Here is a 23869-nt window from a genome sequence, read left to right on the forward strand (position 1 = left end):
CGATTCACATGGTATTGGCAAGCCAATGGTTTCCTGACCATTCCCTTACGATCAATAAGCCCAGTCTCCTAATGGCTGTATCTTCCGATCCTCGCGGCAACTCTCACAAACATGAAGCTTTACAGCTTGGAACATCTCTTCTTGTTGTTCTACAAAGCCTTCTTTTCTTCCGCAAACTTCACATATTCTCATCTTCGTCACCTCATTTTATATAGTTATTCACTTGTCAGGTCAAATCCGGCTTCACGCACCGCCTGCATAAAATCCTCCTGTGACGACATCCTTTCATCGAATTTTATTGTTACGGTTTTGTGATGCACGCTCGCTTCTGTACCGGATATTCCCCACACCCCGAGGATCGCTCCGTTGAGTTCCCTGGCATCTTCATCAGAATTTAAATTGCTGATTTTGAACGTCTTTTCCTGCACAGTGACTCCTCCCTACTCACGTTTTTCCCGGCTTCTCAGGAACGCCTCACCCATTCCTTCCATAAAATCAACCATCGTTGTCATCGCAGCCCGGATTTCCGGACTGCGAAGCCTAATTCTCATTTTCCAGATACTTTGCTTCTTGCCTTTTTCACCAGTTTGTGACATTCGCTTCAAGCCAAGAGTGACACCATTCAAAAGCGTTTCAAGCTGAGATGGCTGCAGTGCTCCTAAAAACTTGAACAAGCCAAAACCGCTTTTTATGACATTATGCACTGCTGGCTGATTGACCTGTTGCATGGCAATAACCCCCACTTCATTACGCTGTTTCAGTAAAGAACCGGCTGCCTCGAAGACTTTAATCTCGTGCAGTTCTTTCGCCATGTCAATCATTGAAAGGACGGCTTCCTTATTGTCGGCAAGTGCCTGCAGGATTTCTTCCACAGCCTGAGAACGTTCTTCTGTTTCATTTGATAACTGCCTGCTAATTTGCCTGATCGCTTTCGCCATAATATCCCTCCTTCAAATCATCTATTTCCGAAATTGGTATATAATCAGAACGCTGCCACTTTTCCTCTACCTTCACGCTAATTTGCGGAATCCTGTTCCCATAGCGGTGGTTATGTTTCGGCAGCGGCGGTTCGCCTGAAGTTTCGAGCACTTCCATCTTGACTCCCATTTCCTTATAGGCAGGAGTATGGGTAATAATATCGTGATAGCTGCTAGTCAGCCTGTTCACAGCCTCAGAATCCTCTGCTGTATTCATCGGCAGGTACAATTCATGCCCTTTTACCCTGTCGGTCACGATCACCCGGACTTCAACATGGCCATACGGCGAAGTCAGCCCGACAAGTGCTCCATCCTCTAGATTTCGTTCAGCTGCAAGTTCAGGTGAAATCTCGAGCCATACCTCAGGCACTTTATGCACCAGACCCTCGATTTTATGTGTCATATTGCCTTCATGGAAATGCTCAAGTATGCGTCCATTATTGAGATGTAAATCAAAATCCGCGCCCGGATTGAATGGTACTGTCCAGTCGACAGGCACTAGCCTTGCCTTTCCATCAGGGAAGCCAAATTTATCGGTGTATAGCAGAGGTGTGTCGGTTCCATCCGGGTTAACCGGCCATACAAGCGACTCCCACTCCTCGAGCCGTTCATAGCTTACTCCAGCGAATATATTCGCGAGCTTGGCCGCCTCGTCCATGATTTCGGAAGGATGCTGATAGTTCCAGTCAGCACCAAGTCGATTCGCCAGTTCCTGGAATATCAGCCAGTCAGGCTTTGAATCTCCCAGCGGCTCAAATACTTTGTAGAATCTCTGGATTCGCCTTTCAGTGTTCGTGAACGTTCCATCTTTTTCAAGACTTGGTGCAGCCGGTAACACAACATCTGCAAATTGCGCCGTCTTGCTGAAGAAAATATCCTGGACTACAAAGAAATCAAGTTTTTCAAAGGTTGAATGGACATAATTGGAGTTCGCGTCCACGATCGCCATGTCCTCGCCGAACAGATAAAGAGCTTTCATCTTCCCTTTGTTGATTGCCTCGACCATATGGTGGTTGTCATAACCTGGATCCTCAGGAAGGTCAACACCCCAGGCAGCCTTATACTTGGCACGAACTGCTTCATCGTTCACAGGCTCATAACCAGGCATCCATGGCGGCAGCGTTCCAAAGTCACAAGCACCCTGTACATTGTTATGGCCACGCAATGGGTAAGCGCCGGTACCGGTACGTCCATAATTCCCGGTTACCAGAAGAAGATTCGAGATTGCAGTGCTTGTGTCAGAAGCGCCCATATGCTGGGTAACTCCCATCGCCCACAACATACAGACAGATTTGGCTTCCTTGATCATTTCAGCCAAACGCAGCAACTGTTCCATGCTGAGGCCTGTTTTTTCAACAGCATATTCCAGGGTGTATTTTTCAAGCGATGCCTTAAATTCTTCCACGCCATTTACGCGTTCAGCGAGGAAGCTTGCATCCTCCCAGCCCTGTTCAAAGAAGTATTTCGCAAGGGAATTCAGCAGTATGATATCTGTTCCTGGCTTTGGATGGAGAAATAAATCAGCCCGCTCTGCCAGTTCATTTTCCCTTAAATCCACAACGACGAGTTTCTGGCCATGGAGTTTATGGGCCCGCTTGATCCTTGTTGCCAAAACAGGGTGGGATTCAGCTGGATTCGCGCCAATCACCATCACCAGTTCCGATGCCATGATATCTTCCATTGTGCCTGAATCTCCGCCAAGACCCACAGTCCGCATCAATCCAGTAGTTGCAGGTGATTGACAGTATCTGGAGCAATTGTCGACATTATTGGTTCCCATGATTCCCCGTGCAAACTTTTGGAACAGGAAGTTTTCTTCATTTGAGCATTTCGATGAAGCGATATAGCCTACGGCATCAGGGCCATGTTCCTCTTTGATTCCAGATAGTTTTTCGGCAATAAGGGAAAGAGCTTCCTCCCAGGTCGCCTCAACAAATTCTTCTCCCTTTCGAATCAGCGGCTTTGTCAGGCGTTCCTCACTGTTAACGAAATCCCAGCCGAATTTCCCTTTTACACAGGTGGAAATTCCGTTGACCGGTGCCTCTGTCTTTGTCTGGATTTTTAAAATTTCCCGGTCCTTTGTCCAAACCTCGAAGCTGCAGCCGACTCCGCAATAAGTACAGACCGTCTTGGTCCGGTTAATCCGGGCCTTCCTCATCGCGGCTTCGACTTCGGAAACGGCAAAAATCTCTCGATATCCCGGTTCTACTTCTTTAGTCATATCAATCATAGGGGCAAGAACATTGGGAGCGATCCCTGTAAGGAAACCAGCATTCCCAAGCATCGTTTTTTCCATGAGTGCGTTGCATGGACAAACATTGACGCAATGCCCGCAGGATACACAAGAGGATTCGTCAATCGGAACATCATTATCCCAAATGACCCTTGGCACTTCCCTGCTCCAGTCAATCGTGAGCGTTTCATTCACCTGCAAGTCCTGGCAGGCTTCGACACAGCGGCCGCAAAGGATGCATTGATCTGGCTCGTACCTGTAAAATGGGTGCGAATTATCAGGCGGATACGGCTTTGCTTCAAATGGATATTTTTGATGGGCGAGCCCCATATCTTCAACAGTATTATGGATTGTACAATTGCCATTGTTATTATCACAGACCGTGCAATACAATTCGTGATTTTTAAGGATCCTTGACATTGCTTCATACTGGGCAGTCTTCACCTGATTGGACATGGTGTCGACTTTCATCCCCGGCTCAGCCTTCATCGTACATGACCGTGTCAATTGCCCATCCACCATCACATAGCAGGTGTCGCAAGTCTGGATGGTTCCGAGGTCTGGATGGTAGCATACTCCAGGAATGAAAACCTCCTCGGCCCTGGCAATTTCAAGGATCTTCTGTCCTTCGACGGCACTGAAGTCCTTGCCGTTAATCTGAATCGTGAAATTCAAATCACTCATTTCCCTGCCTCCTTAATCCTGCTCTCGCCAGACCATGCCTGTTTGTTCCAGCCTGGTTCGGCCTTCGCTTCGTTTCCTTCCGGGATCCGGTTTCCACGGAATTCAACTCCTTTAATTTCCCTAAATAATATTTACATAACTGGGAAAATTATTTAGCATCATTGCAATAATATTAAAAAGGGAGTAATATTCATGGATAAAAACCAATTGCTGCAGCGTGTCCAGTCGATGATCCAATCATCAGCAAAAAAACCAAAATACATGACGATTTCAACCGTGAAAGTTGCGGATCTCTTTGGAGTAAAACCAGAGGAAGTACAAAAAGGCTTGGATGAATTAGTCGAAGAAGGATATTTGAAACAGTCGAAACTCGAGAGCCCGCCCTATCATGATATCTTTTTGTTGCCGTAACCAGGAAAGTGAACACTCGCCTTAATACAACAAAAACTCAGAGTCACAGGATACTCTGAGTTTGTGTATATATCTAGGCTAATCTCAATTTAATTGGATCAAAATATGAAAGATTCGGTTTAACCTCTGACATTCCAAAGATGATTTGGTATTAATTCATATAGTTTTCAACTAATTGAAAGCATCTTTCTTCAGTAAGTTTATTCTCGACTATCACATATTCAAGCTGCTCCATTGTTCCGTTTTTATATTTCAGAGATGCCTCTTTTGCCGCCTTTTCCCGGTATGTTAACCATTCACGCTGCTCTTCCCTCAGCTGGTCCATTGCATCTGAAGGAAGTTGGTCAATTAAAACCCCATAGATTTCATTGATTAATTCATCCAGAAGATCGTATATATCTCCTTCGACTTTTTTGGAAGCGATTGTCGTATCATCGATTGGGTTTTCCCTCATCTCGACTATTTCTTTATCTGTGTCATTTAATTTTCCCATGTACTCAGCCTTAAGACTGTTCGGCTTATTGGTTGTGGATTCATCTGCATTTTTATTTTCCGGTTCTTTTTCTGCGACAATAGTATCAGAATTGATATCAGTTACAGTCGTAGAATCATCTTTTTGGTTTTTGATTTGTGACTGTTTTTTCACCTCACCACTTGCTTCGTCAGTGGAGTTGCTGCACGCTCCTAATAGGACGAACATGACTATCAATAATCCTAAAAATCTGTATTTTTGTTTGATTTTACTGCACAACCTTTCCTTTGATCAGAAAATTCTTTTCGCATTCTAATCTATGATTTTTTTAGTTTACATAACAATATTATTGTCTCTTAAAGACTGTCTTATATCCAATATGACCGAAAAACTCTTTTATAACGGTTTGAGCGTTTTCGTCAGCCTTTTGTAAAATTCCCGAATCCAATGCTTCCTGCTTAATTTGCTCCTGGGCTGCGGCAGCAAGATCAAAGCCTTCATCCCAGTCTACATTGCCCCGTAAGAGTCCTTCATCCGAAAAAGTCCTGATCTGATCCATTTTAATGGAAGGATCCTGGAGGAAAGTTGCTTTAGGCAAGAAAATTTCTATTACTTTACGCTCCTCGTCCACCTTCATGTCCTTTGGTTCAATAGTCTCCAAATCCACTCCAGCAATCACCGTAGCTGGGATGATCAGCAGCAGTTCACGTTTTGTCCCCGGGAAGTTATAACGGATTTTCTCTCCAAAAAGTTCATTGTCTTCCTCTTCGATGACAACCTTAACTTGTGCTTCCGCAGTTGCCAATGCAGCAAGGCCGTGAACTTGTTCAATAAAGACCGTCGATTCTGCCTTGCTCGTACTTCCTTTGGAATACCAGAGTGTCAAAGCGACAATTACACTTAAAAAGAGCGCTAATACCAGAAGATTGGTAAACTGTTTTCGCTTTGGCAAATACTGTTGTTTCAGTGCAAGAGATGCTGCGCTTTCTGCCCTTCCAGACCTTATTTCTTCCAATAACTCATCCATTTTTGAAACGATATGTTCCTGCTTGTCCATTGATCCAACCTCCTGGCAAGTTGCAAATTATGATGACATTCGACATTTTCAGGTGTTGAAAAAACCTCCAACTGTGAGGAGGCTATCAATTCATACGTTTTTCTGTGGCAAAAGTTTCATAGAATCCCATATTAGTAGTTTACACTGTTTTATTTTCCAATAAAATGGGCAAAGTTAAAAATATCGAAATACACTGAAGGAGGAAGGAATTGTGGGGCAATTAGATGGGAAAGTCGCTTTGATTACAGGGGCAAGCTCCGGTATCGGCAAAGCAGCCGCATTAAAACTAGGGCGAGAAGGGGCAAAGATCGCTTTGATTGATGTTAAGGAGGAAAACGCAAGGAGTGTAAAGGATTTGATTGAAGAATCCGGCGGGACCGCCTTGATCCATGAATGTGATATAGCCAAACCAGAAGATGTGGCGCAAAGTTTTCAAGAGGTGGCAAAAGCCTGGGGGAAAATTGATATTGTCTTTGCCAACGCCGGCATCAATGGTGTCATCGCCCCAATTGAAGATCTGGCACCAAAGGACTGGGACGAAACAATCAACACAAATCTCAGGGGGACATTTCTTACGGTGAAGTATGCCATCCCACTTCTGAAGGAAAATGGCGGAAGCATCATCATCACAAGCTCAATTAACGGGAACAGGATCTACAAGAATTTTGGGATGTCTGCCTACAGCACCTCCAAAATCGGCCAGACCGGCTTTGGCAAAATGGCAGCGCTGGAACTGGCTCAGTATAAAATCAGAGTCAACATCATCTGTCCGGGTGCAATCGAAACCAATATCGGCAAAAATACCTTCCCGCAAAAGGATGATCTCGAGAAAATCAAGATTCCGGTCGAATATCCTGAAGGCAACCAGCCATTGGAAGAACAAGCCGGAAAACCAGAACAAGTAGCGGATCTTGTTTTCTTCCTGGCCTCCGACCTTTCCTCCCATATTACTGGTACAGAAGTTTACATTGATGGTGCTGAATCGCTGCTATAAGTTTTAGACGTGCACATGCTCAGGGTGATTGTCCTGAGCATGTGTTATTTTTAAATGGTAACCCACTCTTCTGCCAGTACCCCATATACAATGTGGTCCACATAATGATCGTATAACCATTCTGCCTGTCTGATCCTTCCTTCTTTCACAAAGCCCAAGCGTTCAGGAATGCTTCTGCTCTTATTATTTCCCTCTGCTGCGCGAATCTCTACCTTATTCAACTTAAGGTGTTGAAAAGCATAATCAGTCAAGCCCTTGGCCACTCTGGTCATAATCCCTTTCCCCTGGTATTCAAGCCCGAGCCAGTAGCCAATATACGCTGTTTTATTTGACCAGTTGATGCTGTTAAAGCCGGCTGTACCAACGATTTCCCCTTCATATAAAATCACTGTCGTCAGGCTTCTGTTCTCTGCATAGCCTAACATCGTGCCTTTGACGAACTCTCTGGTATCATCCACAGTAGCCGTAAATTCCAGCCATGGCAGCCACTCTTTCATATATTCCCTGCCACTTTGGGTTAACTCGAACAGTCGTTCTGCGTCAATCACTTCTGCCTGTTTTAATGATAATTGGTCATCTATTTTGTACAAAAACATTATTGAACCCCCCTTGCATATCCATAATTCGACAAAAAGCTCGGTTTTCCTGTCTCTTTCATAAAGGCTCTTTTCTCAAACTTTGTTGCTATTGGCTACAAAATTGAATTGAATTACCTAAGATTGTTCACACAATTCACGACTATTATGAGAAAAGAGCTTGCAAACTTAGTACCGGCCTACAAAATGGCTACGTTAAAATCGGTTTTAAGATTTTAACAACAATCTTTTCGAAAACAGCCTTCATAAAAATAGCTGCCGATTGCCCGACAGCCTTTAAAACTGGTTATAAATTTCCGCCGTTTGTTTCAATTACTTTTTTGTACCAAAAGGAGGACTTCTTCTTTTTCCGCTCGAGCGTTCCGCTGCCGTCATCGTGTTTGTCAACGTAAATATATCCGTACCGTTTAGAAAATTCACCGGTGGACATGCTGACCATGTCGATACAGCCCCAGCTGGTGTAGCCCATTAATTCGACGCCATCTTCAATCGCCTCGCCCATCGCTTTAATGTGTTCCCGGAGATAGTCGATTCGATAATCGTCGTCTATGCTGCCATCTTCTTCAAGCTGATCATAAGCACCCAATCCGTTCTCCACCACGAAGAGAGGAATCTGGTAACGGTCGTACAGCTTGTTCAAGCTGATGCGCAGGCCAACCGGATCAATTTCCCATCCCCAGTCACTTACCTTAAGGAACGGATTGCGGACACCGCCAATGATATTACCTTCTGAAGAATCCTCGTCTGCTTTCTCTTTCTTCTCGGTACGTGACATATAGTAGCTGAAGCCAACATAATCCACGGTTCCTTCTTTTAAAATTTCCAGGTCGCCATCTTCCATTTTCAGATCAATATTGTGTTCTTTAAAGTACCGTTTAATGAAGGAAGGATACTCACCCCGAACCTGGACATCTCCGCAAAAATAATTGAAAAGCTGCTCTTCCTGTAACGCGTGCAGGATGTTTTCCGGATTGCTGTCATAAGGGTAAACCGGGGCAAACAGGATCATGCACCCGATTTGCGAGCGGGGAATGATTTCCCGGCAAGCTTTGACAGCAAGAGCGCTGGCCACGAACTGATGATGATACGCCTGGAACGTAGGCTGGTAGCGATCCTCTTCTTTTTCAATCGAAAAACCTAAACCATTAATCGGCATCACAAGCGCACTGTTGATTTCATTAAAGGTCATCCAGTACTTCACTTTGTCTTTAAAGCGGTTCAGGATCGTACGTGCATATCTTTCGAAAAAAGAAACCACTTTTCGGCTGCGCCAGCCTCTACTTCGGACAACTTTTTGCTTTCAACCCCAAAACCTGTCCGAACCTGAGCCTACTTCAGACAGCTTTCTGCTTCCAACGCCAAAACCTGTCCGAACTTGAGCGTACTTCAGACAGCTTTTCACTCCTAACCCCAAAACCTGTCCGAACTCCTGCCTATAACTAAATTCTTCCCGCTCCACAACAATTCAATCCTATTAAAATTCCTTCTAGTAACCAGTTCTAAAGCTAGCATCACGCCAATATGTTAGTGATAGGAAAACTAATACTATAGAAAATAGGTGATTTGCTATGTTTGTTGTCCATTTTTTTGAAAACCGAAATGAGCTTTTGAATCAGCTTCGCCAGCAGGTTCCTTCTGTTGGGGAGGATCTGAGAATCAAGGGGCGCAAGGGGAAGGTTACGAGTGTGCTGGCTGTGGATGAGAAGATCTATCATGTGCAGCTGGAGCTTGAATCGAAAGCTAAGCCAACACTGGCTGCTGATCCTGGCAAAAAGAAGAAACGTTAACAACGAAAAGTGGAGAGCCCAGGGGGTTCTCCACTTTTATTAGTTTCTATTCAAAAAGGCCCAAGCGTACTGTGCGTATAGTTCTGCACCGGTGCTCAATGCATCCTCATCGATATTAAACTTGCCATGATGGTGGGCCCACTCGGTATCTTTTTCTGGATTCCCGCTGCCAACCAGGGCAAAGCTGCCAGGAACCTCATCAAGATAAAAGCTGAAATCTTCGCCGCCCATGGTTGGTTTTTCATGGTGAATGACATCCTCGCCAAATGCCTTTGCAGCCACGTGCTGGACTAGCAGTGCGCTCTCTTCATCATTAATGACGGCCTGCGTGCCGCGAGTATATTCGACCTGGGCAACAGCGCCATAAACCGCTGCAACGTTTTTAGCATAATGAGTGAGCTGTGCCTCAATATGATCACGCACTAACGGATCAAAGCAGCGCACTGTTCCCTCGATTACTGCATTTTCGGCAATGACATTGAACCGCGTGCCAACGACCATTTTACCGACAGTCAACACAGCTCCTTGCTGCGGGTCGATTGTTCTAGACACCACGGATTGCACATTCATCACAAAAGATGAAGCAACGATCGCTGTATCGATACAATCCTGTGGCATCGCACCGTGTCCGCCTTTTCCCTTGAATGTAACCTTGAACAAATCCGCTGAAGCAAAGGATGGTCCCGGTGTGCAGCTGACTTTATGGGTTGGCATTTGTGACCAAATATGAATGCCAAAGACGTTGTCCACCCCTTCAACCGCCCTTTGATCCACAAGTGCCTTTGCACCCTGGGCGACTTCCTCCGCGGGCTGGAAAAGTAAACGGACATTACCAGGTAATTCATCCTTAATTTCATTCAGTGCTTTCGCGGCAACCATCAGCATCGCTGTATGGGCATCATGGCCGCATGCGTGCATTTTCCCTTCTTCTATTGAAGTGTATGGCAAGTCCTTATTCAGTTCTTCAACTGACAGAGCATCCATATCTCCTCTCAAGGCGACGGTTTTTCCAGGCTTCCCGCCCTTGATTTCGGCAATCACACCGGTCGGTTCAGTACGACGATATGTGATGCCTAGCTCATCAAGATAGGAACAGACAAAATCAGTCGTCTTATATTCTTCCCATGAGAGTTCAGGTGCGCTGTGCAGCTGCCTGCGCAAATCCGTTAGTTCTTCTTTATATTCCTGAAATGCTTCCTTCAATTTTTGATTAATCATCATTCCGCCTCCGTTAAAGTCTTCGCTGTTTCGTAAAAAATCTCTACGGCTTTTGCAATGTCTTCTGAATCCGACCATTCTTCCGGACAGTGGCTGAGTCCGGCCCTGCTTGGAATGAACAGCATGCCGACATCCGTAAAATCGGATAACACCATCGCATCATGCCCGGCTCCGCTGTTGATCGAGCAATATGGAATCCCTAGCTCGTCGCTTTTCTCTTTTAAAAGGGAGCGGACTACCGCATGCAATTCTTTCGGCTGGATATACAATAGCTGCTCCACTGCTGTTTCGATTCCATTTCCAGTAAACGAAGCTAAAAGATTCTTCGTTTTTTCAATGACATTAAGGACATTCTCTTCCTTTCCTGAGCGAATGTCCACAGAAAATACAACCTGATCCGGAATGACATTGGCGCCGTTCGGATAGACATTTAATCGTCCAGTCGTGATGACGGTTCCTTCTCCTTCTTCTCTTGTGAGGTCAGGCAGCTGGCTGATGATTTTGCTCGCCGTTACGAGTGCATCAGCCCGGCGATCCATCGGGGTTGTTCCCGCATGGCCAGCCTGCCCCTTTACGGTAACCTCCAATTGGGTGAGGCCAACAATGGCCTCCACGACGCCAATAGGAATCTTCTTTTCTTCTAAAATAGGTCCTTGTTCGATATGTAATTCCAAAAATGCCTTCATTGTTTTTGGGTCTCGTTTTTTCGGAAGCGATGGATCAAGTCCGATATCGATCATGGCTTCAATAGTTGAGATGCCATTCTGATCTTTTAGCATCTTAAATTCGTCCTCACCAAGCAAACCAACCATGCCCCGGGATCCCATCAGGCCGCCTCCGAATCGAGCGCCCTCTTCTTCAACCAATGCAACGACTTCCAAAGGATACTTGGGTTTCAATCCATTTTTAGAAAATAGCTCTGCAACTTCCAGGGCAGCAACGACCCCGGCGGGTCCATCATAGGAACCGCCGTGAGGGACCGAGTCAAAATGAGAACCAATCATCACACTTGGTGCATTTTCAATTGTTCCCTCCATTTTGCCGAATATATTGCCGAAGCCATCTTCCCGGACCAATAGTCCAGACTCTTTCATTTTCTGCTTTATATAATTTCGGGTTCCCAGATCCTCCTGGCTGTATGTCAGTCTTGTCGTTCCTTTGCCAGGAGAAGCTGTGTATTGGCTGATTTGTTCAATATGCTGTTCAATCCGTTCTTTTAAATCTAGCAATCTAATTCCCTCCTATTTCCTACAAGAATCCGACGAAGATGCCTGCAAGCACGACCGATACGATTGTGACGGTCACGAATCCGCCGACAAGCATTGGTGGAAGCATGTGGCTTGATAGTGCTTCTCTTTCTTTTTCGTCTTCTGTCAGTGAATTGATGACTTCGTTGGTGATGATATAATCTGCCGGGAATCCATACAGTGCTGTAAGGGATACAGCAAAAGCCATCTCCTTGCTAACTTTTAAAATCTTGCCGACAACAAATGAGAAGATGTACATTCCAGTAATGCCAAGAACGATTGCACCGATCAGCGGTACGAGAATTTCAAGCAGCATTCCAGGTGTTGCCTGCTTCAATCCATCGAAAATGAATAGCATCAATACAAGGATTGCGATTCCGAAGCCATTTGCTTTTTGCAAAACCTGCTTTTCAAGGAATCCAGCACTTGTAGCGATGACACCAAATAATAGTGCCAGAACGAATGGACTGACCGACACGATCGGTGCCAGAAGCGTGGACGTTAAGTATGCAAGATAAGCAACAACTGACAATCTGAAAAACTTAAAAAACTCTGTGTTATATTTTTCAGGCATTCTTTTAAAAAGTTTCAATTCAACTGGCGGTGCTGCTTCTGCAGTTGCGGCAACCTCAGCTGCAGTAAGGCTGCCCTCGCGATATTGCTTTAAAAGCCGTTTGCCTTCCTTTTTCAAAACAAAAGAGGTTAACGGATACCCTGCGAATCCTTGCATGACGTAAATGACAATGGCAAAAACAGACAGTGACGCTAGTCCGGCTTCTTTCGCACCTTCAGACATAATCAAAGCGGAAACCACTCCTCCAACCAATGGCGGTATGGCGACAACCATCGTCTGGAATCCGAAGATGAGCGTACCTACACTTAACAGGATGGCGACGATGCCCAAAATGCCTGACAGTGCAATGACAATCGTTTTCCACTGCTTCTTCAACTCTTGGATCGATAGCAAGGTACCCATATTCGTGATTAACAAATACATCATCATCACTGCTACTGCGGATGGCACACCTGCGAGAGCAACGATTTCTTTAGGAAAAAAGGTCCAGTATCCAATCAGGAATAGGACTGCTGATACGAACATGGACGGAACCCATGCCTTTGTTCTGACTGCGACCAAATCACCGACTAATAAAATGAAAACTACAATAACCAAAGCTAATAACTGAGACATGATAATCCCCTTCCATACTCTTTTTTGCTTCAACGCTTCGTCTTACGAAAGAAAAAAACTATTAGGACGATAATAATATAGATAAAATTTTCAGTCAATCATAATTTTAAGAATCTTCTAAAGAAAGCGTTTTCTTATGGTTTTTCCTCCTATAGGCCTATGGCAAAAAAAGACGAACTGCTATTTCCGCAGTTCGTCTTTGCTATCTATTCTGTTAATCAGGGTTTTTGGTCTTAAGGGAAACAGACATTGGCTTTTTATCCAGACAATATTCGAGAAGCACGATTTTGCCTTCAAGTTCCAGATGTTTGGCGAGGGCGATCAGTTCTTCCCCTTCTTCAGCTGAGGATATGGACGAAATTCTCACATTGCCATCACTATTCTGGATTTGATCCAGTAAATCTTCTTTTGACAGTTTTACTTTCGTCATTTTTCTCACCCCTTAATTGGATTAACAATCTTTACCCAAGGCAGTATGAAGTGAATCTTGGTAAATAATAGTATTTAACGTTAACAATTACAGATCATCAGCACGTTGCCATCCGGGTCCTTGAAGTTGAAATAAGCAAAATCGCCGATCCGTTCAATTTCTTTTACAACAGGAATTCCTTTAGAAATGACAAATTCATAAGCTTCATCCACATCATTCACGAGCAGGTTAAACAATACATGCTCAGAAGGCTTCAAATGGAAGCCTGGGTCAAAAGTGTGGTCATCAAGGGTTAATCCTGTTTCAGAAGCAACAGGGATGTTATGTACCGGTGATTCAACCTTTTTAGGGTCAAATGGGATTCCAAGCAAATCGTAGTACCATTCCGAGGATTCCTTCAGATTGCTTACATGGACGAATACATTGTTTACTTTATTGAAAAGTGGTGATTTCAATCGAGATTCTCTCCCCTAAACTGAAATTTTAGTTACTCCAATGGATTTTCTCCATACCTTACCCATAATGCAGGAAATTTCTTTTTCAGTCCCACTTCATCCTCTTCATCCCAGTCCAATTCAATCTCAGAGACAATATTTTGATCACCGGTGAGTTTTTCATATAGATCATAATAGTCGTCATATTCTAAGCCCGTCTTCTCTTCGTATGCGATACTGGCTACACTCAGCAAATCCTCGAGCTCGGGAATATCTTCTTCATCCTCAAGCACTTTTAAATGAGGAATAATTTTTTCAGGATCAAGGATGACGGTTTCATAGGTTTCCTTCCCCTGGTAAAGCAGCCACGCCCTGAAATAGTCGAAGGTATCGTCGGAAGCTCCTCCCATGATGATATAGGCTGCTGCCCACAGGTCAGAAGTGTAGGACTTCAAGTAATTCTGATTGAAATAATAATCGAACATCACGATCTCTTTCACGGGCCTCTTCGATAAATGGTTTATAAGCCATTCTAACTGCTCTTCTTCGTTTTCTCCTTTTTGTTTAGAGATCTTTAACAACTCCCAGAATTCCAGGTCTGTCATCTTGCTTTCCTTCATCACCTGTTCAGAAGGATTCGCCATTACATAGCCTTTCTTCATTTTCGATCGAATAAGCTTGTCTGCATCCTTCTGGCAGGCTTCTTCAGATTCGAACGTCTTTACTTTTACCGCTCCAACAGTTCCAACCTTTCCGTAAGTCACTGTATGGCTTTTTCCAGCAACTTTTATTTCCCAAAATTTATTTGAGTTGCCATCATTGAAAATAAGCATTGTTACCATGATACCTTCCACCTCTATTTCCTGTTGGGGTTCAGCCGTATTTGTCGAGACAAGCCACTTTATTTGTCGTAAAGTCAGCCTTCATCTTTTCGAAATAACAAGGATACTTCGTTTTTTAATTTTTTTAGAATAGGAAATTTTGTAGAATACCCCAGACTCTCTAAGACACTCCTGTAATACCATTCCTGCTGCTCCTTGCCTCTTCTGAATCTGTTCCATACTTCTTCTCCGGATTTTTCGGAATCAAGACGGATCGACCGGACATTGTGGAGCTTGTCTGCACAAGCGATCACCCGGATTTCTTCAGGAGCGTTTTTTAAAAAATCGATCGTATGCTGCTTTCGTTCTTCCCATGACAGGGACTTGTCTGGTTCTGAACAGCCTGCTACCAGCTGGGCGATCTCCCTTCCGAATTCCCGCTCAATATCGTTCAAGGTCAAAGCGGTATCCTCTACTGTGTCATGCAGGATTCCAGCCGCAATTAATTCCTTCCTGTATCCTGCTTCTTGAAGAATCATGCCAACTGCCACTGGATGAGAAATATAAGGAATTTTCGTGTTCTTCCGGTACTGGCCTTCATGAGCCACGGATGCAATCTGCAACGCTTTATCAATCAAGTCCAATTTAGTCGCCCCCATACGTCTAGATATCTAATTACTTTTTTATTGATGAGTAAATTCCTTCTATTGGAGAAAAGCTGATTATTTTTTCCAAATTATTCTGCTATATTTAACTTATAAACATCATTTGGAGGCAGACATGACCAAACTGACAGACCATATCATCGTCATCTCATTCGACTGCCTCTCTGAGCATGATGTGCCATTGCTCAGGGAGCTGCCAAATTTCAAAGCATTCATTGAAAAAAGTTCATATTGTACAAAAGTAGAGACAATCTATCCTTCTGTCACCTATCCATGCCATGCAACAATTGTAACCGGGAATCTTCCAAATCGTCATGGAATTGTGAACAATACCTTCATCCAGCCGGGAAGGATTTCACCTGACTGGTACTAGCATCGGACTCACATAAGAGGGACAACCCTCTATGATGAGGCGAAAAAAGCCGGCATGAAAACAGCAGCCTTACTTTGGCCTGTAACGGCAAAAGCCGCCATTGACTACAATATGCCTGAAATTTTTGCGAACAGACCTTGGCATCATCAAATTCCGATTTCCCTGTTCAATGGAAGTCCACGATACCAGCTTGAAATGAACTCCAAATTTGGTCACATCCGAAATGGACTTAGCCAGCCTGCGCTAGATGATTTCGTACTGGCCTCAACTGAGGAAACGATTAAAACGAAGAAACCCGAGCTGATGCTGATCCATTTTGTCGACCTGGATTCCCAGCGGCATATGCATGGTTTTTCATCCAAAGAAGCCCAGGACGCATTGCATCGCCATGACCACAGATTGGGTAAGATTCTTGAAGCCACTAAAGAGGCCGGTATTTATGAAAACACAACCTTTGTCCTTCTCGGCGATCATAGTGCTCTTGATGAGTCTAAAGTCGTGAAATTGAACGTATTATTTAAAGAACGAGGGCTAATCAAGGTTAATGGTGCCGGCAAAGTGAATGACTGGAAAGCCTACTGTAAGAGCTGTGACGGATCTGCATATGTCTATGTGAGTGATGAGAACGATATCGAAACCAAAAACACTGTTACAGAGCTGTTAGCGCAGCTGCTCCAGGAACGGTCTAATGGCATCGAAAAAGTCATCACAGGCCAGGAAGCGAACACGATGGGTGCTGATGGGAGTGCCTTCAGGATGCTTGAAGCTGCCAGGGGTTTTTATTTTAGCGAGGCCATCGACGGTGAATACATTGAAGAAGTCAGCGAACAGGATGCCATAAGTAAAAGATACACGCTTGCCTGCCATGGCTACTCCCCTGAAAAAGATGGGTATCACACTGTTTTCTTTGCAGCAGGAAAAGGCATTCGCACAGGAATATCTGTTCGTTCCATGCATCTGGTTGACGAAGGCCCTACCTTCGCCCGCCTGCTCGGACTGGACCTCGGCGATACTGATGGCCGCGTTCTCGAGGGAATTCTGGATATTTAAAATGTGGAAATGAAGGTTATTCGAGATTAAGAAGCGAAATGGTTAGTAGCAGCAATTAAAAAAATAAAAACTGGGGGCAAAATGATGAAAGGATATACGAAAGAAGAGAGCAGCTGGATTCGCTATGACTGGGCAAGCTCAGCATATTCAATAATCATTTCGACGGCTGTTTTTCCGCTCTTTTATAAGGCTTCTGCTACCGAAGCTGGTGTGAGCCTGTCGAATTCGACAGCTTATCTAGGGTATACAATTGCCATTGCCACCTTCATTCTCGCCTTGATCGGACCGATTCTCGGTACCATCGCAGATTACAAAGGAATGAAGAAACGATTCTTCACGATTTTCTTTACACTGGGAATTATATTTACAGCAGGACTTGCTTTTGTCCCAAGCGGGAACTGGCTGATGCTGCTGGTGATTTACACCCTCGCCGTTCTTGGTTCGACCGGGTCAAATGTATTTTACGATGCATTCATCGTGGATGTAACAACCGACGAACGGATGGATAGAGTGTCAGCTCGAGGTTATGGGATGGGTTACATCGGAAGTACGATTCCTTTCATCATCAGCATTGCAATCATCATTCTTGCACAGACCAAGGTATTGCCGATTTCCATGACACTGGCAAGCCAGACTGCATTCATCATCACTGCTCTCTGGTGGGGTCTTTTCTCAATTCCAATGTTCAAAAATGTCCACCAAAGACATTATATTGAGCGCGAACCACAAATCGTTCTGCAAAGCTTTAAGCGTCTAGCGAAAACATTCAAGGAAATCCGCAAGTACAGGGCATTATTTATATTCTTACTAGCTTATTTCTTTTACATTGATGGTGTCGGGACAATCATCACCATGTCGACAGCTTATGGTACTGACCTTGGTATCAGTTCTACCAATCTATTGATTATCCTGTTCGCCACCCAGGTTGTTGCCTGGCCGTTCGCAATTTTATTTGGCAGATTATCCGAGCGTTTTACTGGTAAAAAAATGCTTTATGTAGGAATCATCGTTTATATTTTTGTCTGTATTTATGCTTACTTCCTGGAAACCACGACCGATTTTTGGATCCTGGCTATGCTTGTCGCGACCTCACAGGGCGGCATTCAGGCATTGAGCCGTTCTTACTTCGCAAAATTAGTACCGAAAGCGAACGCAAATGAATTCTTCGGTTTCTATAATATTTTCGGGAAATTCGCTTCAATCATGGGCCCTCTCATGGTCGGTCTGACGGCACAGCTTACAGGAAATTCGAGTATGGGCGTATTCAGCCTGGTCATCCTCTTTGTCATTGGGATGATTATTCTTGCCTTCGTACCAGAACCGGAAAAACAACCCCATGCACCTGAAATTGCCTGACCATCAGCCTCTGGGAAACCGGAGGCTTTTTTCGAAAAACAGGAGGTGTTCTAGTAATCTATGAAAAAGCTGAAGTTATCGCTAACTATTATAGGCGTCATGCTCCTTTTATTTATCACCATCACCATGTTCAACACCCTCACCTTGAAATCACGTCAGCCTCAACCTGATCCTTTCAATGGTACCCTAGATGAAGACCATGCGATTGAAACACTGTCACAAGCCATTCAATTCAAGACGATTTCCTATCAGGAACGCAGTAAGATGAACATGGTTGAATTTTCCTCTTTCCTTTCTTTTTTGGAAAAAAGCTTCCCGAAAGTTTACCAGAATCTTGAAATGGAAAAAGTGAATGACTACGCACTTGTTTATAGGTGGAAGGGTTCTAACCAAGAAAAGTCCCCCGTGGGCTTGACCAGCCATTATGATGTAGTTCCTGTTCTTGAAGGGACCGAGGAAAACTGGGAGCATCCCCCTTTCAGCGGCACCATAGCAGACGGTAAGATTTGGGGCCGCGGAACACTTGATGACAAAATCGGTGTGATTGGCATCCTTGAAGCTGCCGAGCATCTGCTGTCGGAGGGGTATCAACCTGACCGTGACATCTATTTTATGTTTGGATACGATGAGGAAATTGGCGGAGATGAAGGTGCCAGCGAGATTGTCCGGACTTTGAATAAAAGAGGTATCAATTTTGATTTTGTCCTGGATGAAGGCGGTGCGATCGTCGAAAACATGGTACCTGGAGTCGATAAGCCAGTGGGTGTCGTCGGTATCTCCGAGAAAGGGTCAGCAACAGCAGAACTTATGATTGAAGGCAGTGGCGGCCATTCTTCCCAGCCGAAAAATCGGACGAATATCGGCAGGATTGCAAGCGCTATTTCTAAGCTGGAAGAAACCCAATTCCCTGCCGACTTGCAGGGACCTGGCGAAGACTTGTTTGAATTCGTCGCACCTGAAATGAGCTTTGGGATGAAATATGTATTTGCGAACAAGCTGATGTTTGAACCAGTAATCGAAAGAATCCTCTTACAGCAGCCTGCATCGGCAGCATTGATCAGGACAACGGTTGCTCCAACGATATTTCATGCTGGAGAGCAATATAATGCACTCCCAGAAAAAGCTGCAGCGATTATCAACCTGCGTCTTATGCCTGGAGATTCACTGGACAAAGTGAAGCAATATATTGAAGAAACAATAGATGACGACCAAATTAAAGTGACGATTGAAGGCTCTGAAGCTTCGGGTGTTTCTTCTGTTGACAGCTGGCAGTTTAAGGCTATTCAGCAAGGCGCCCGCAACGTTTATCAAGACGCAGTCATTGCTCCCTATCTGATGTTCGCCGGCTCTGATGCAAAGCATTATGACAGTATTTCCGAAAATACTTACAGATTCCTCCCCGTCCAACTGACCTCGGATGATTTGAACCGGATGCATGGGACGAATGAGCATATCAGTATTGAGAACTATTTGGATGCCATCCGTTTCTATATGGAAATCATTCGAGAGAGCGATAAGCAATAAATGAGGTGTAATCATAAAATTTTATATCTTTTCGATTCTAATATTCTTTCTGTTTTGGCTGATTGCATCCAGTTTCAATTCAGAAGCAATCTGGTGGTCCATTTTTTCAACAGACCGTTCGACACATACTCCTATGATTGAACAGATATCGCTTGTTAAATTCACTCTTGCTGCTTTGGTTTTTGGTGGAATTTGCACGATCCTAACAAAATGTCAATCAAAATAGAAATTATTTCTACTAAAGAAATTGCCAAAAATGTCGAAATAACCATGTAGAGATTTTTAGCATATGCACGAAAGGGATTATTTTACATGAAATTCAACCTACGAGCCTATATGGCTCTATTTTTTGGCGTCATAATCATCGTATTGACGATGCTGTTGAGCATAACAATCAGCAGGCACTCCGGTGAAACGATCAAAAGAGAGATTGGGAACAGCCTATCTACGACTGCCTACAATATGGCAGATAAATTGGATTATTTCATGTGGTCAAGGATTGGGGAAGTTGAAGCCTTGAGCCAAATAAAGGATATTAAATCCCAGGAAGACCTACAGTCAGCACAGGCAATACTTGACCAATTAAAGTCCAGTATTCCCGTATTTTCATGGATTGGTCTGACCGACTCTGCAGGAAATGTGGTAGCAGCAACAGATAAAATATTGTTAGGCTCTGATATTTCAAAGCGTCCTGTTTTTCATGAAGGCAAAAACGGCACTTTTATTGGTGATGTTCATAACGCTGTGCTTCTTGCGAATTTGCTTCCGAATCCAACTGGAGAGCCGATGCAATTTGTCGACATCAGCAATCCTTTATCTGATAAGGACGGGAACTTCACCGGTGTTCTTGCCGCACATCTGAGCTGGGAATGGTCACGACAAGTTAAAGATGAGATTGTGCAACCGTTGAAAGACGAACTAAGCGGAGCCGAAGTGTTTGTTATAAGTGGGAATGACCATACTGTGCTTCTTGGACCACCCAAAATGGCTGGGGAAATATTAGATATCACCAGTGTACAAAATGCCAGGAAAGGTGAAAATAGCTGGCTTGTTGAACAATGGCCTGATGGAAAAAGCTATCTTACAGGCTTTTCGATTGGTGACGGACATCATGATTATTCAGGACTGGGTTGGATTGTCATAGTACGAATTCCAGTTGAGGACGCATTTGCACCTGTTGATACCTTAAAAAGCTTCATTATTAAACTTGGTACATTTACTGCTGTCATCTTTGCGGTCATAGGCTGGCTTCTCGCCGGGTTTGTAACAAGTCCATTACGGAAAATAACGAATGCTGCCCATAGTTTGAGACTAGGAAATCAAGCGGCGATCCCCTACATAAAAGGGATTCATGACCTTGAACTCCTTTCTGGTTCACTTAGGGATCTCGTTGATTCTTTGATCCGGACTGAGTCCGATTTGGGGGAAATGGAGACCCTTGCACGTCAGGATCTTTTAACCGGCCTTGGCAACAGAGTTGCTCTGGAACAATTCCTAAAAAAACCAAACAATATGGGGCATTCATTGGCTTTCTTATATTTAGATCTGGATGGATTTAAACAAATCAATGATTCTCATGGACATCAAACCGGAGATATGGTACTCAAAGAAGTGGCAAACAGACTAAAAGAGAGTACAAGAAAAGAAGATTCCATCTTCAGACTTGGTGGCGATGAGTTCCTTATCGTAATAGACACACCAAATAAACCAGTAGAACCTATCCTTAATACAATCGCATATAAACTTATCGAAAATATTAACAAGCCTTATATTTTCGATAAGGTCATGCTAAAAGTCGGATGCAGTGTCGGCGGTGCAGTTTGGCCCGATCATGATACCGATCCGTTTACCGTCATTAGTTATGCTGATGAGGCCCTATATGCTTCCAAGAGGAACGGTAAAAACAAATTCACTTTCCATCTAAATTAAAAACAGATGCCAGTAGCATGTACTCCTGGCATTATGTTTGGTCAGGCTTAGTGTAATTTGGATTTCAAGAACTCCGCTGTTCTTCCTCACTGCAGCTAGTTAAAGAACAATGATAGTCATTGATAATGTATATAAATGAAACACTTCTTCAAAAGGTTTCAATGTACTGGGAAACAAATTCATTTTATACCTCCTCAGCCTTGTCCTTTAAAAATTCCTCCAGCCATTCATCATCTACTGGTCCGTTGGTGATTTCATATTGATACTGATCGTGTAATAGAATATTCCTTTCAATTAACGAAGGCATGGTCGTTCTGTCGTCTTCGTATTCTAATTGAAACTTGAATTGCTCATCAGGATATTCTGAAACAAAATCACGGTCCCCGCTTTTTTCACCTTATATTGACTTAAGAAATCCATTAGCTCTTGAAGTGAATCGTCATCTGTTATTTGACGATTATATGCCATATCATCTTTTATCGGCAGATGCTTGAAATAAACCTTTTCGATATGTGCTGAATCTAGCACGTCCGTCAAGTTCTTTTCACGATAATTGTTCCATATGGAAACTCCATATGTAAGGGAAATTAAGATTGCGACTGTTAAAATATAAAAGTTTCTCTTTTTCAAACCCTCTCTCCTCCCTTATGTGATAATATCCTCCCTAAAATAATGCCATAAATCCAGTGCCCTGCCATCCATACTAAAAACGCATATGCATCGGTAATTGACGGTGTCCGTTCTGAAAGAAGTGTCGATGGATATAGCAGTAAGCCAACGATTAAACTCACTCTTAATACTAATCGATAAATGGCTGCTTTCTTAAGGCTCTTTCTGTTTATGTACACATTCAATATTAAGGCAAGCATGATCGAAATGACCAAATGTAAACCGAATTCAATAATCTCTGGTAATTGTATGTTTTTAATGATTGGCACGTAATCCACATTCAGCAATAAGGTATATACCTTGAGATTCGTAAAGTCTTGAATCCATTTCAGGAATAGTCCGAGGGCTATTCCTGAAACCAACCCACCGACTAATGATTTCAACGTTGATTTCCTCCTCTAATATTTATCCAATTTCAAACTTCATTCACTCCTTATTTATTCGTGGAATTAGTGAATATTCCTTTATACGGTTTTTAAAAAAGGCTCCTTGACTTCACAAGATAAACGGATTAATTCCGTTTAAATTCAAAACGACCCTCATTTCCTTCAAAATAAGAGTCGTTTTTCCGCTTATTTAATTGGAATCGGAGGATTTTGTCCAATTGTTAGCAGTCACCGGAAATTTCTCCGACTATACTGCTCCAAAAGCGACCTCTAAAGATAATAGCAGGAAATTCTCCGCTTAGTAATTCCCATATGGCTACGATAGTCAACTTTAATGATAACTGAGTTTACGAACTCGAGATGTCCTTTCCTTTGATAAACATTCAGTCACTTCCTTTGTATAGTGAGAAATTTTATATATACATAGGAACAAAACACTCCGAGTTAACCAAAATATTTCGCATACTCTTCTTCAAGTAAATGAGGGTTCAGTTCTTCATAGGCCAACTCCTTGGAAGATATACAAAGTCCGGCGCAAATTGTACCTAGCTTAAGTGATTCCTCTGTGGACCTGCCCTTTGAATAACCGTATAGGAAACCTGAAAAAAAGCTATCCCCTGCCCCATTTGCATCTTTGTATTGATACTCGTTGATAATCGGGGTTTCGATCCATTTGTGATTATCAGTTAAAGCAGTAGATCCATTTTTTCCGTGTGTGCAGACAACCAGCTTTTTACCCATGGATATCCACTTCTCCATCATAGGTTTATAATCAGGCATATTGTCAGAACTGACAAAGATATAGTCTGCGACTTCAATAAAGTCCTCATGATAAGGGTTGCCGGGATTATAGTCGTGTAAATCGGTCCACACAGGTTTATTATATTTTTTTATCATAGGGATCAGTTGCTTTGTGTAAGCAATGATGTTCAAAACAACCAAATCAGCCTCTTTGATTAGCTGCTCAATCCTATGCAAATTCAGATGCAATTCTGATGATGACTGGGTAACAAATATCGATATCCTTTCTCCTATAGGACTCATCAAGTTGATATGCCTCTCTGTCCCCCGCGGGTCATGATCATAAATAAAATCTACGCCGCTTTCACCCAGTTTCATTCTAATTTTCGATCCATATTCATCATTACCAATGATGGAATGAAGTGTTGCAGGCACCATAAGCTTTGAAAGGTTTAATGCTTTCCCCGCACCAGTGGAGCCCAGAGTCTCTGAAAAAGCTGCAAAGTGAATTGTTTGAGGCACAGGATCTGGAAGTTTTTCCAGATGAATAATTGAATCGAATGTGGTTCCACCTATAATAAGTACATTACCCAACTTTATTTCCTCCTTTTTCCAATAGCTTTTAT

At 43.4% G+C, this 23869-nt stretch carries 22 protein-coding genes and 2 pseudogenes; 7 read left to right on the top strand and 17 right to left on the bottom strand.

The window, feature by feature from the left end; translation table 11 throughout:
• Positions 1 to 215 precede the first annotated feature (215 nt).
• From ACNAZ4_RS05295 to fdhF, 3 genes are read right to left on the bottom strand one after another with little or no spacing between them, the layout of a single operon-like run.
• Complete coding sequence (locus tag ACNAZ4_RS05295; RefSeq protein ID WP_415813172.1) at positions 216 to 428, bottom strand: heavy-metal-associated domain-containing protein; 213 nt, start codon at positions 426 to 428, stop codon at positions 216 to 218.
• 12 nt (positions 429 to 440) lie between these two features.
• A complete protein-coding gene (locus ACNAZ4_RS05300) occupies positions 441 to 938 on the bottom strand; it encodes a helical membrane plugin domain-containing protein (protein ID WP_415813174.1) in 498 nt (165 codons plus the stop codon).
• The gene (gene fdhF, locus ACNAZ4_RS05305) at positions 913 to 3894 is read right to left on the bottom strand and encodes a formate dehydrogenase subunit alpha (RefSeq protein ID WP_415813176.1); all 2982 of its coding nucleotides are present in this window, start codon (positions 3892 to 3894) and stop codon (positions 913 to 915) included. The genes ACNAZ4_RS05300 and fdhF overlap by 26 nt, the downstream gene beginning before the upstream one ends.
• A gap of 192 nt (positions 3895 to 4086) precedes the next feature.
• Between fdhF and ACNAZ4_RS05310 the strand changes: the two genes are divergently transcribed.
• Positions 4087 to 4305: a hypothetical protein gene (locus ACNAZ4_RS05310; protein ID WP_415813177.1), complete on the top strand. Its 219-nt coding sequence runs from the start codon at positions 4087 to 4089 to the stop codon at positions 4303 to 4305.
• A 151-nt stretch (positions 4306 to 4456) separates the two neighbouring features.
• Here the strand turns inward: ACNAZ4_RS05310 and ACNAZ4_RS05315 are convergent, their stop codons facing one another.
• Complete coding sequence (locus ACNAZ4_RS05315; RefSeq protein WP_415813178.1) at positions 4457 to 5005, bottom strand: lysozyme inhibitor LprI family protein; 549 nt, start codon at positions 5003 to 5005, stop codon at positions 4457 to 4459.
• A gap of 118 nt (positions 5006 to 5123) precedes the next feature.
• Positions 5124 to 5834 carry a DUF4230 domain-containing protein gene (locus ACNAZ4_RS05320; protein ID WP_415813180.1) on the bottom strand — a complete coding sequence of 237 codons (711 nt, stop codon included), beginning with the start codon at positions 5832 to 5834 and terminating at the stop codon, positions 5124 to 5126.
• A 208-nt stretch (positions 5835 to 6042) separates the two neighbouring features.
• Here ACNAZ4_RS05320 and ACNAZ4_RS05325 point away from each other — a divergent pair, with 208 nt between their 5' ends.
• The gene (locus ACNAZ4_RS05325; RefSeq protein ID WP_415813514.1) at positions 6043 to 6828 is read left to right on the top strand and encodes an SDR family oxidoreductase; all 786 of its coding nucleotides are present in this window, start codon (positions 6043 to 6045) and stop codon (positions 6826 to 6828) included.
• Between the two features lie 50 nt (positions 6829 to 6878).
• Here ACNAZ4_RS05325 and ACNAZ4_RS05330 read toward each other — a convergent pair whose 3' ends face one another.
• Both ACNAZ4_RS05330 and ACNAZ4_RS05335 read right to left on the bottom strand, forming a co-directional pair.
• Complete coding sequence (locus tag ACNAZ4_RS05330) at positions 6879 to 7424, bottom strand: GNAT family N-acetyltransferase (RefSeq protein WP_415813181.1); 546 nt, start codon at positions 7422 to 7424, stop codon at positions 6879 to 6881.
• 286 nt (positions 7425 to 7710) lie between these two features.
• A pseudogene (locus ACNAZ4_RS05335) lies at positions 7711 to 8700 on the bottom strand (glycoside hydrolase family 1 protein); the annotation flags it as partial.
• 292 nt (positions 8701 to 8992) lie between these two features.
• Here ACNAZ4_RS05335 and ACNAZ4_RS05340 point away from each other — a divergent pair.
• A complete protein-coding gene (locus ACNAZ4_RS05340) occupies positions 8993 to 9211 on the top strand; it encodes a hypothetical protein (RefSeq protein WP_415813182.1) in 219 nt (72 codons plus the stop codon).
• Positions 9212 to 9250: 39 nt separating this feature from the next.
• Here the strand turns inward: ACNAZ4_RS05340 and ACNAZ4_RS05345 are convergent, their stop codons facing one another.
• From ACNAZ4_RS05345 to ACNAZ4_RS05375, 7 genes are all read right to left on the bottom strand, one after another.
• Complete coding sequence (locus ACNAZ4_RS05345; RefSeq protein WP_415813515.1) at positions 9251 to 10429, bottom strand: amidohydrolase; 1179 nt, start codon at positions 10427 to 10429, stop codon at positions 9251 to 9253.
• Positions 10429 to 11658, bottom strand: a complete 1230-nt coding sequence (locus ACNAZ4_RS05350; RefSeq protein WP_415813183.1) for a Zn-dependent hydrolase — start codon at positions 11656 to 11658, stop codon at positions 10429 to 10431. Before ACNAZ4_RS05350 ends, ACNAZ4_RS05345 begins: the two co-directional genes overlap by 1 nt.
• Positions 11659 to 11677: 19 nt before the next feature.
• Positions 11678 to 12865 carry a hypothetical protein gene (locus ACNAZ4_RS05355; RefSeq protein ID WP_415813184.1) on the bottom strand — a complete coding sequence of 396 codons (1188 nt, stop codon included), beginning with the start codon at positions 12863 to 12865 and terminating at the stop codon, positions 11678 to 11680.
• 214 nt (positions 12866 to 13079) lie between these two features.
• A complete protein-coding gene (locus ACNAZ4_RS05360; RefSeq protein ID WP_415813185.1) occupies positions 13080 to 13295 on the bottom strand; it encodes a hypothetical protein in 216 nt (71 codons plus the stop codon).
• Between the two features lie 80 nt (positions 13296 to 13375).
• Positions 13376 to 13750 (bottom strand): VOC family protein, encoded by a 375-nt coding sequence (locus ACNAZ4_RS05365; RefSeq protein ID WP_415813186.1) that lies wholly within the window; start codon positions 13748 to 13750, stop codon positions 13376 to 13378.
• A gap of 32 nt (positions 13751 to 13782) precedes the next feature.
• On the bottom strand, positions 13783 to 14571 hold the full coding sequence (locus tag ACNAZ4_RS05370; protein WP_415813188.1) for a DUF4240 domain-containing protein: 789 nt from the start codon (positions 14569 to 14571) through the stop codon (positions 13783 to 13785).
• Between the two features lie 74 nt (positions 14572 to 14645).
• Positions 14646 to 15194 (bottom strand): HD domain-containing protein, encoded by a 549-nt coding sequence (locus tag ACNAZ4_RS05375; RefSeq protein WP_415813189.1) that lies wholly within the window; start codon positions 15192 to 15194, stop codon positions 14646 to 14648.
• Positions 15195 to 15330: 136 nt separating this feature from the next.
• Here ACNAZ4_RS05375 and ACNAZ4_RS05380 point away from each other — a divergent pair.
• From ACNAZ4_RS05380 to ACNAZ4_RS05395, 4 genes and pseudogenes are all read left to right on the top strand, one after another.
• A pseudogene (locus tag ACNAZ4_RS05380) lies at positions 15331 to 16638 on the top strand (alkaline phosphatase family protein).
• Positions 16639 to 16719: 81 nt separating this feature from the next.
• Complete coding sequence (locus ACNAZ4_RS05385; RefSeq protein WP_415813190.1) at positions 16720 to 17994, top strand: MFS transporter; 1275 nt, start codon at positions 16720 to 16722, stop codon at positions 17992 to 17994.
• Positions 17995 to 18054: 60 nt separating this feature from the next.
• On the top strand, positions 18055 to 19518 hold the full coding sequence (locus ACNAZ4_RS05390) for a M20 family peptidase (RefSeq protein WP_415813191.1): 1464 nt from the start codon (positions 18055 to 18057) through the stop codon (positions 19516 to 19518).
• A gap of 312 nt (positions 19519 to 19830) precedes the next feature.
• The gene (locus ACNAZ4_RS05395; protein WP_415813193.1) at positions 19831 to 21447 is read left to right on the top strand and encodes a sensor domain-containing diguanylate cyclase; all 1617 of its coding nucleotides are present in this window, start codon (positions 19831 to 19833) and stop codon (positions 21445 to 21447) included.
• 330 nt (positions 21448 to 21777) lie between these two features.
• On the opposite strand, the gene ACNAZ4_RS05400 is transcribed toward ACNAZ4_RS05395, so the two are convergent.
• From ACNAZ4_RS05400 to ACNAZ4_RS05410, 3 genes are all read right to left on the bottom strand, one after another.
• Positions 21778 to 22077 carry a hypothetical protein gene (locus ACNAZ4_RS05400; RefSeq protein WP_415813195.1) on the bottom strand — a complete coding sequence of 100 codons (300 nt, stop codon included), beginning with the start codon at positions 22075 to 22077 and terminating at the stop codon, positions 21778 to 21780.
• Positions 22074 to 22499: a hypothetical protein gene (locus ACNAZ4_RS05405; protein WP_415813197.1), complete on the bottom strand. Its 426-nt coding sequence runs from the start codon at positions 22497 to 22499 to the stop codon at positions 22074 to 22076. Before ACNAZ4_RS05405 ends, ACNAZ4_RS05400 begins: the two co-directional genes overlap by 4 nt.
• Positions 22500 to 22946: 447 nt before the next feature.
• Positions 22947 to 23837: a carbohydrate kinase family protein gene (locus ACNAZ4_RS05410; protein WP_415813198.1), complete on the bottom strand. Its 891-nt coding sequence runs from the start codon at positions 23835 to 23837 to the stop codon at positions 22947 to 22949.
• Positions 23838 to 23869 lie beyond the last annotated feature (32 nt).

Origin of the sequence: Mesobacillus thioparans, assembly GCF_965138835.1 — a bacterium.
Classification (GTDB): Bacteria; Bacillota; Bacilli; order Bacillales; family Cytobacillaceae; genus Mesobacillus; species Mesobacillus thioparans.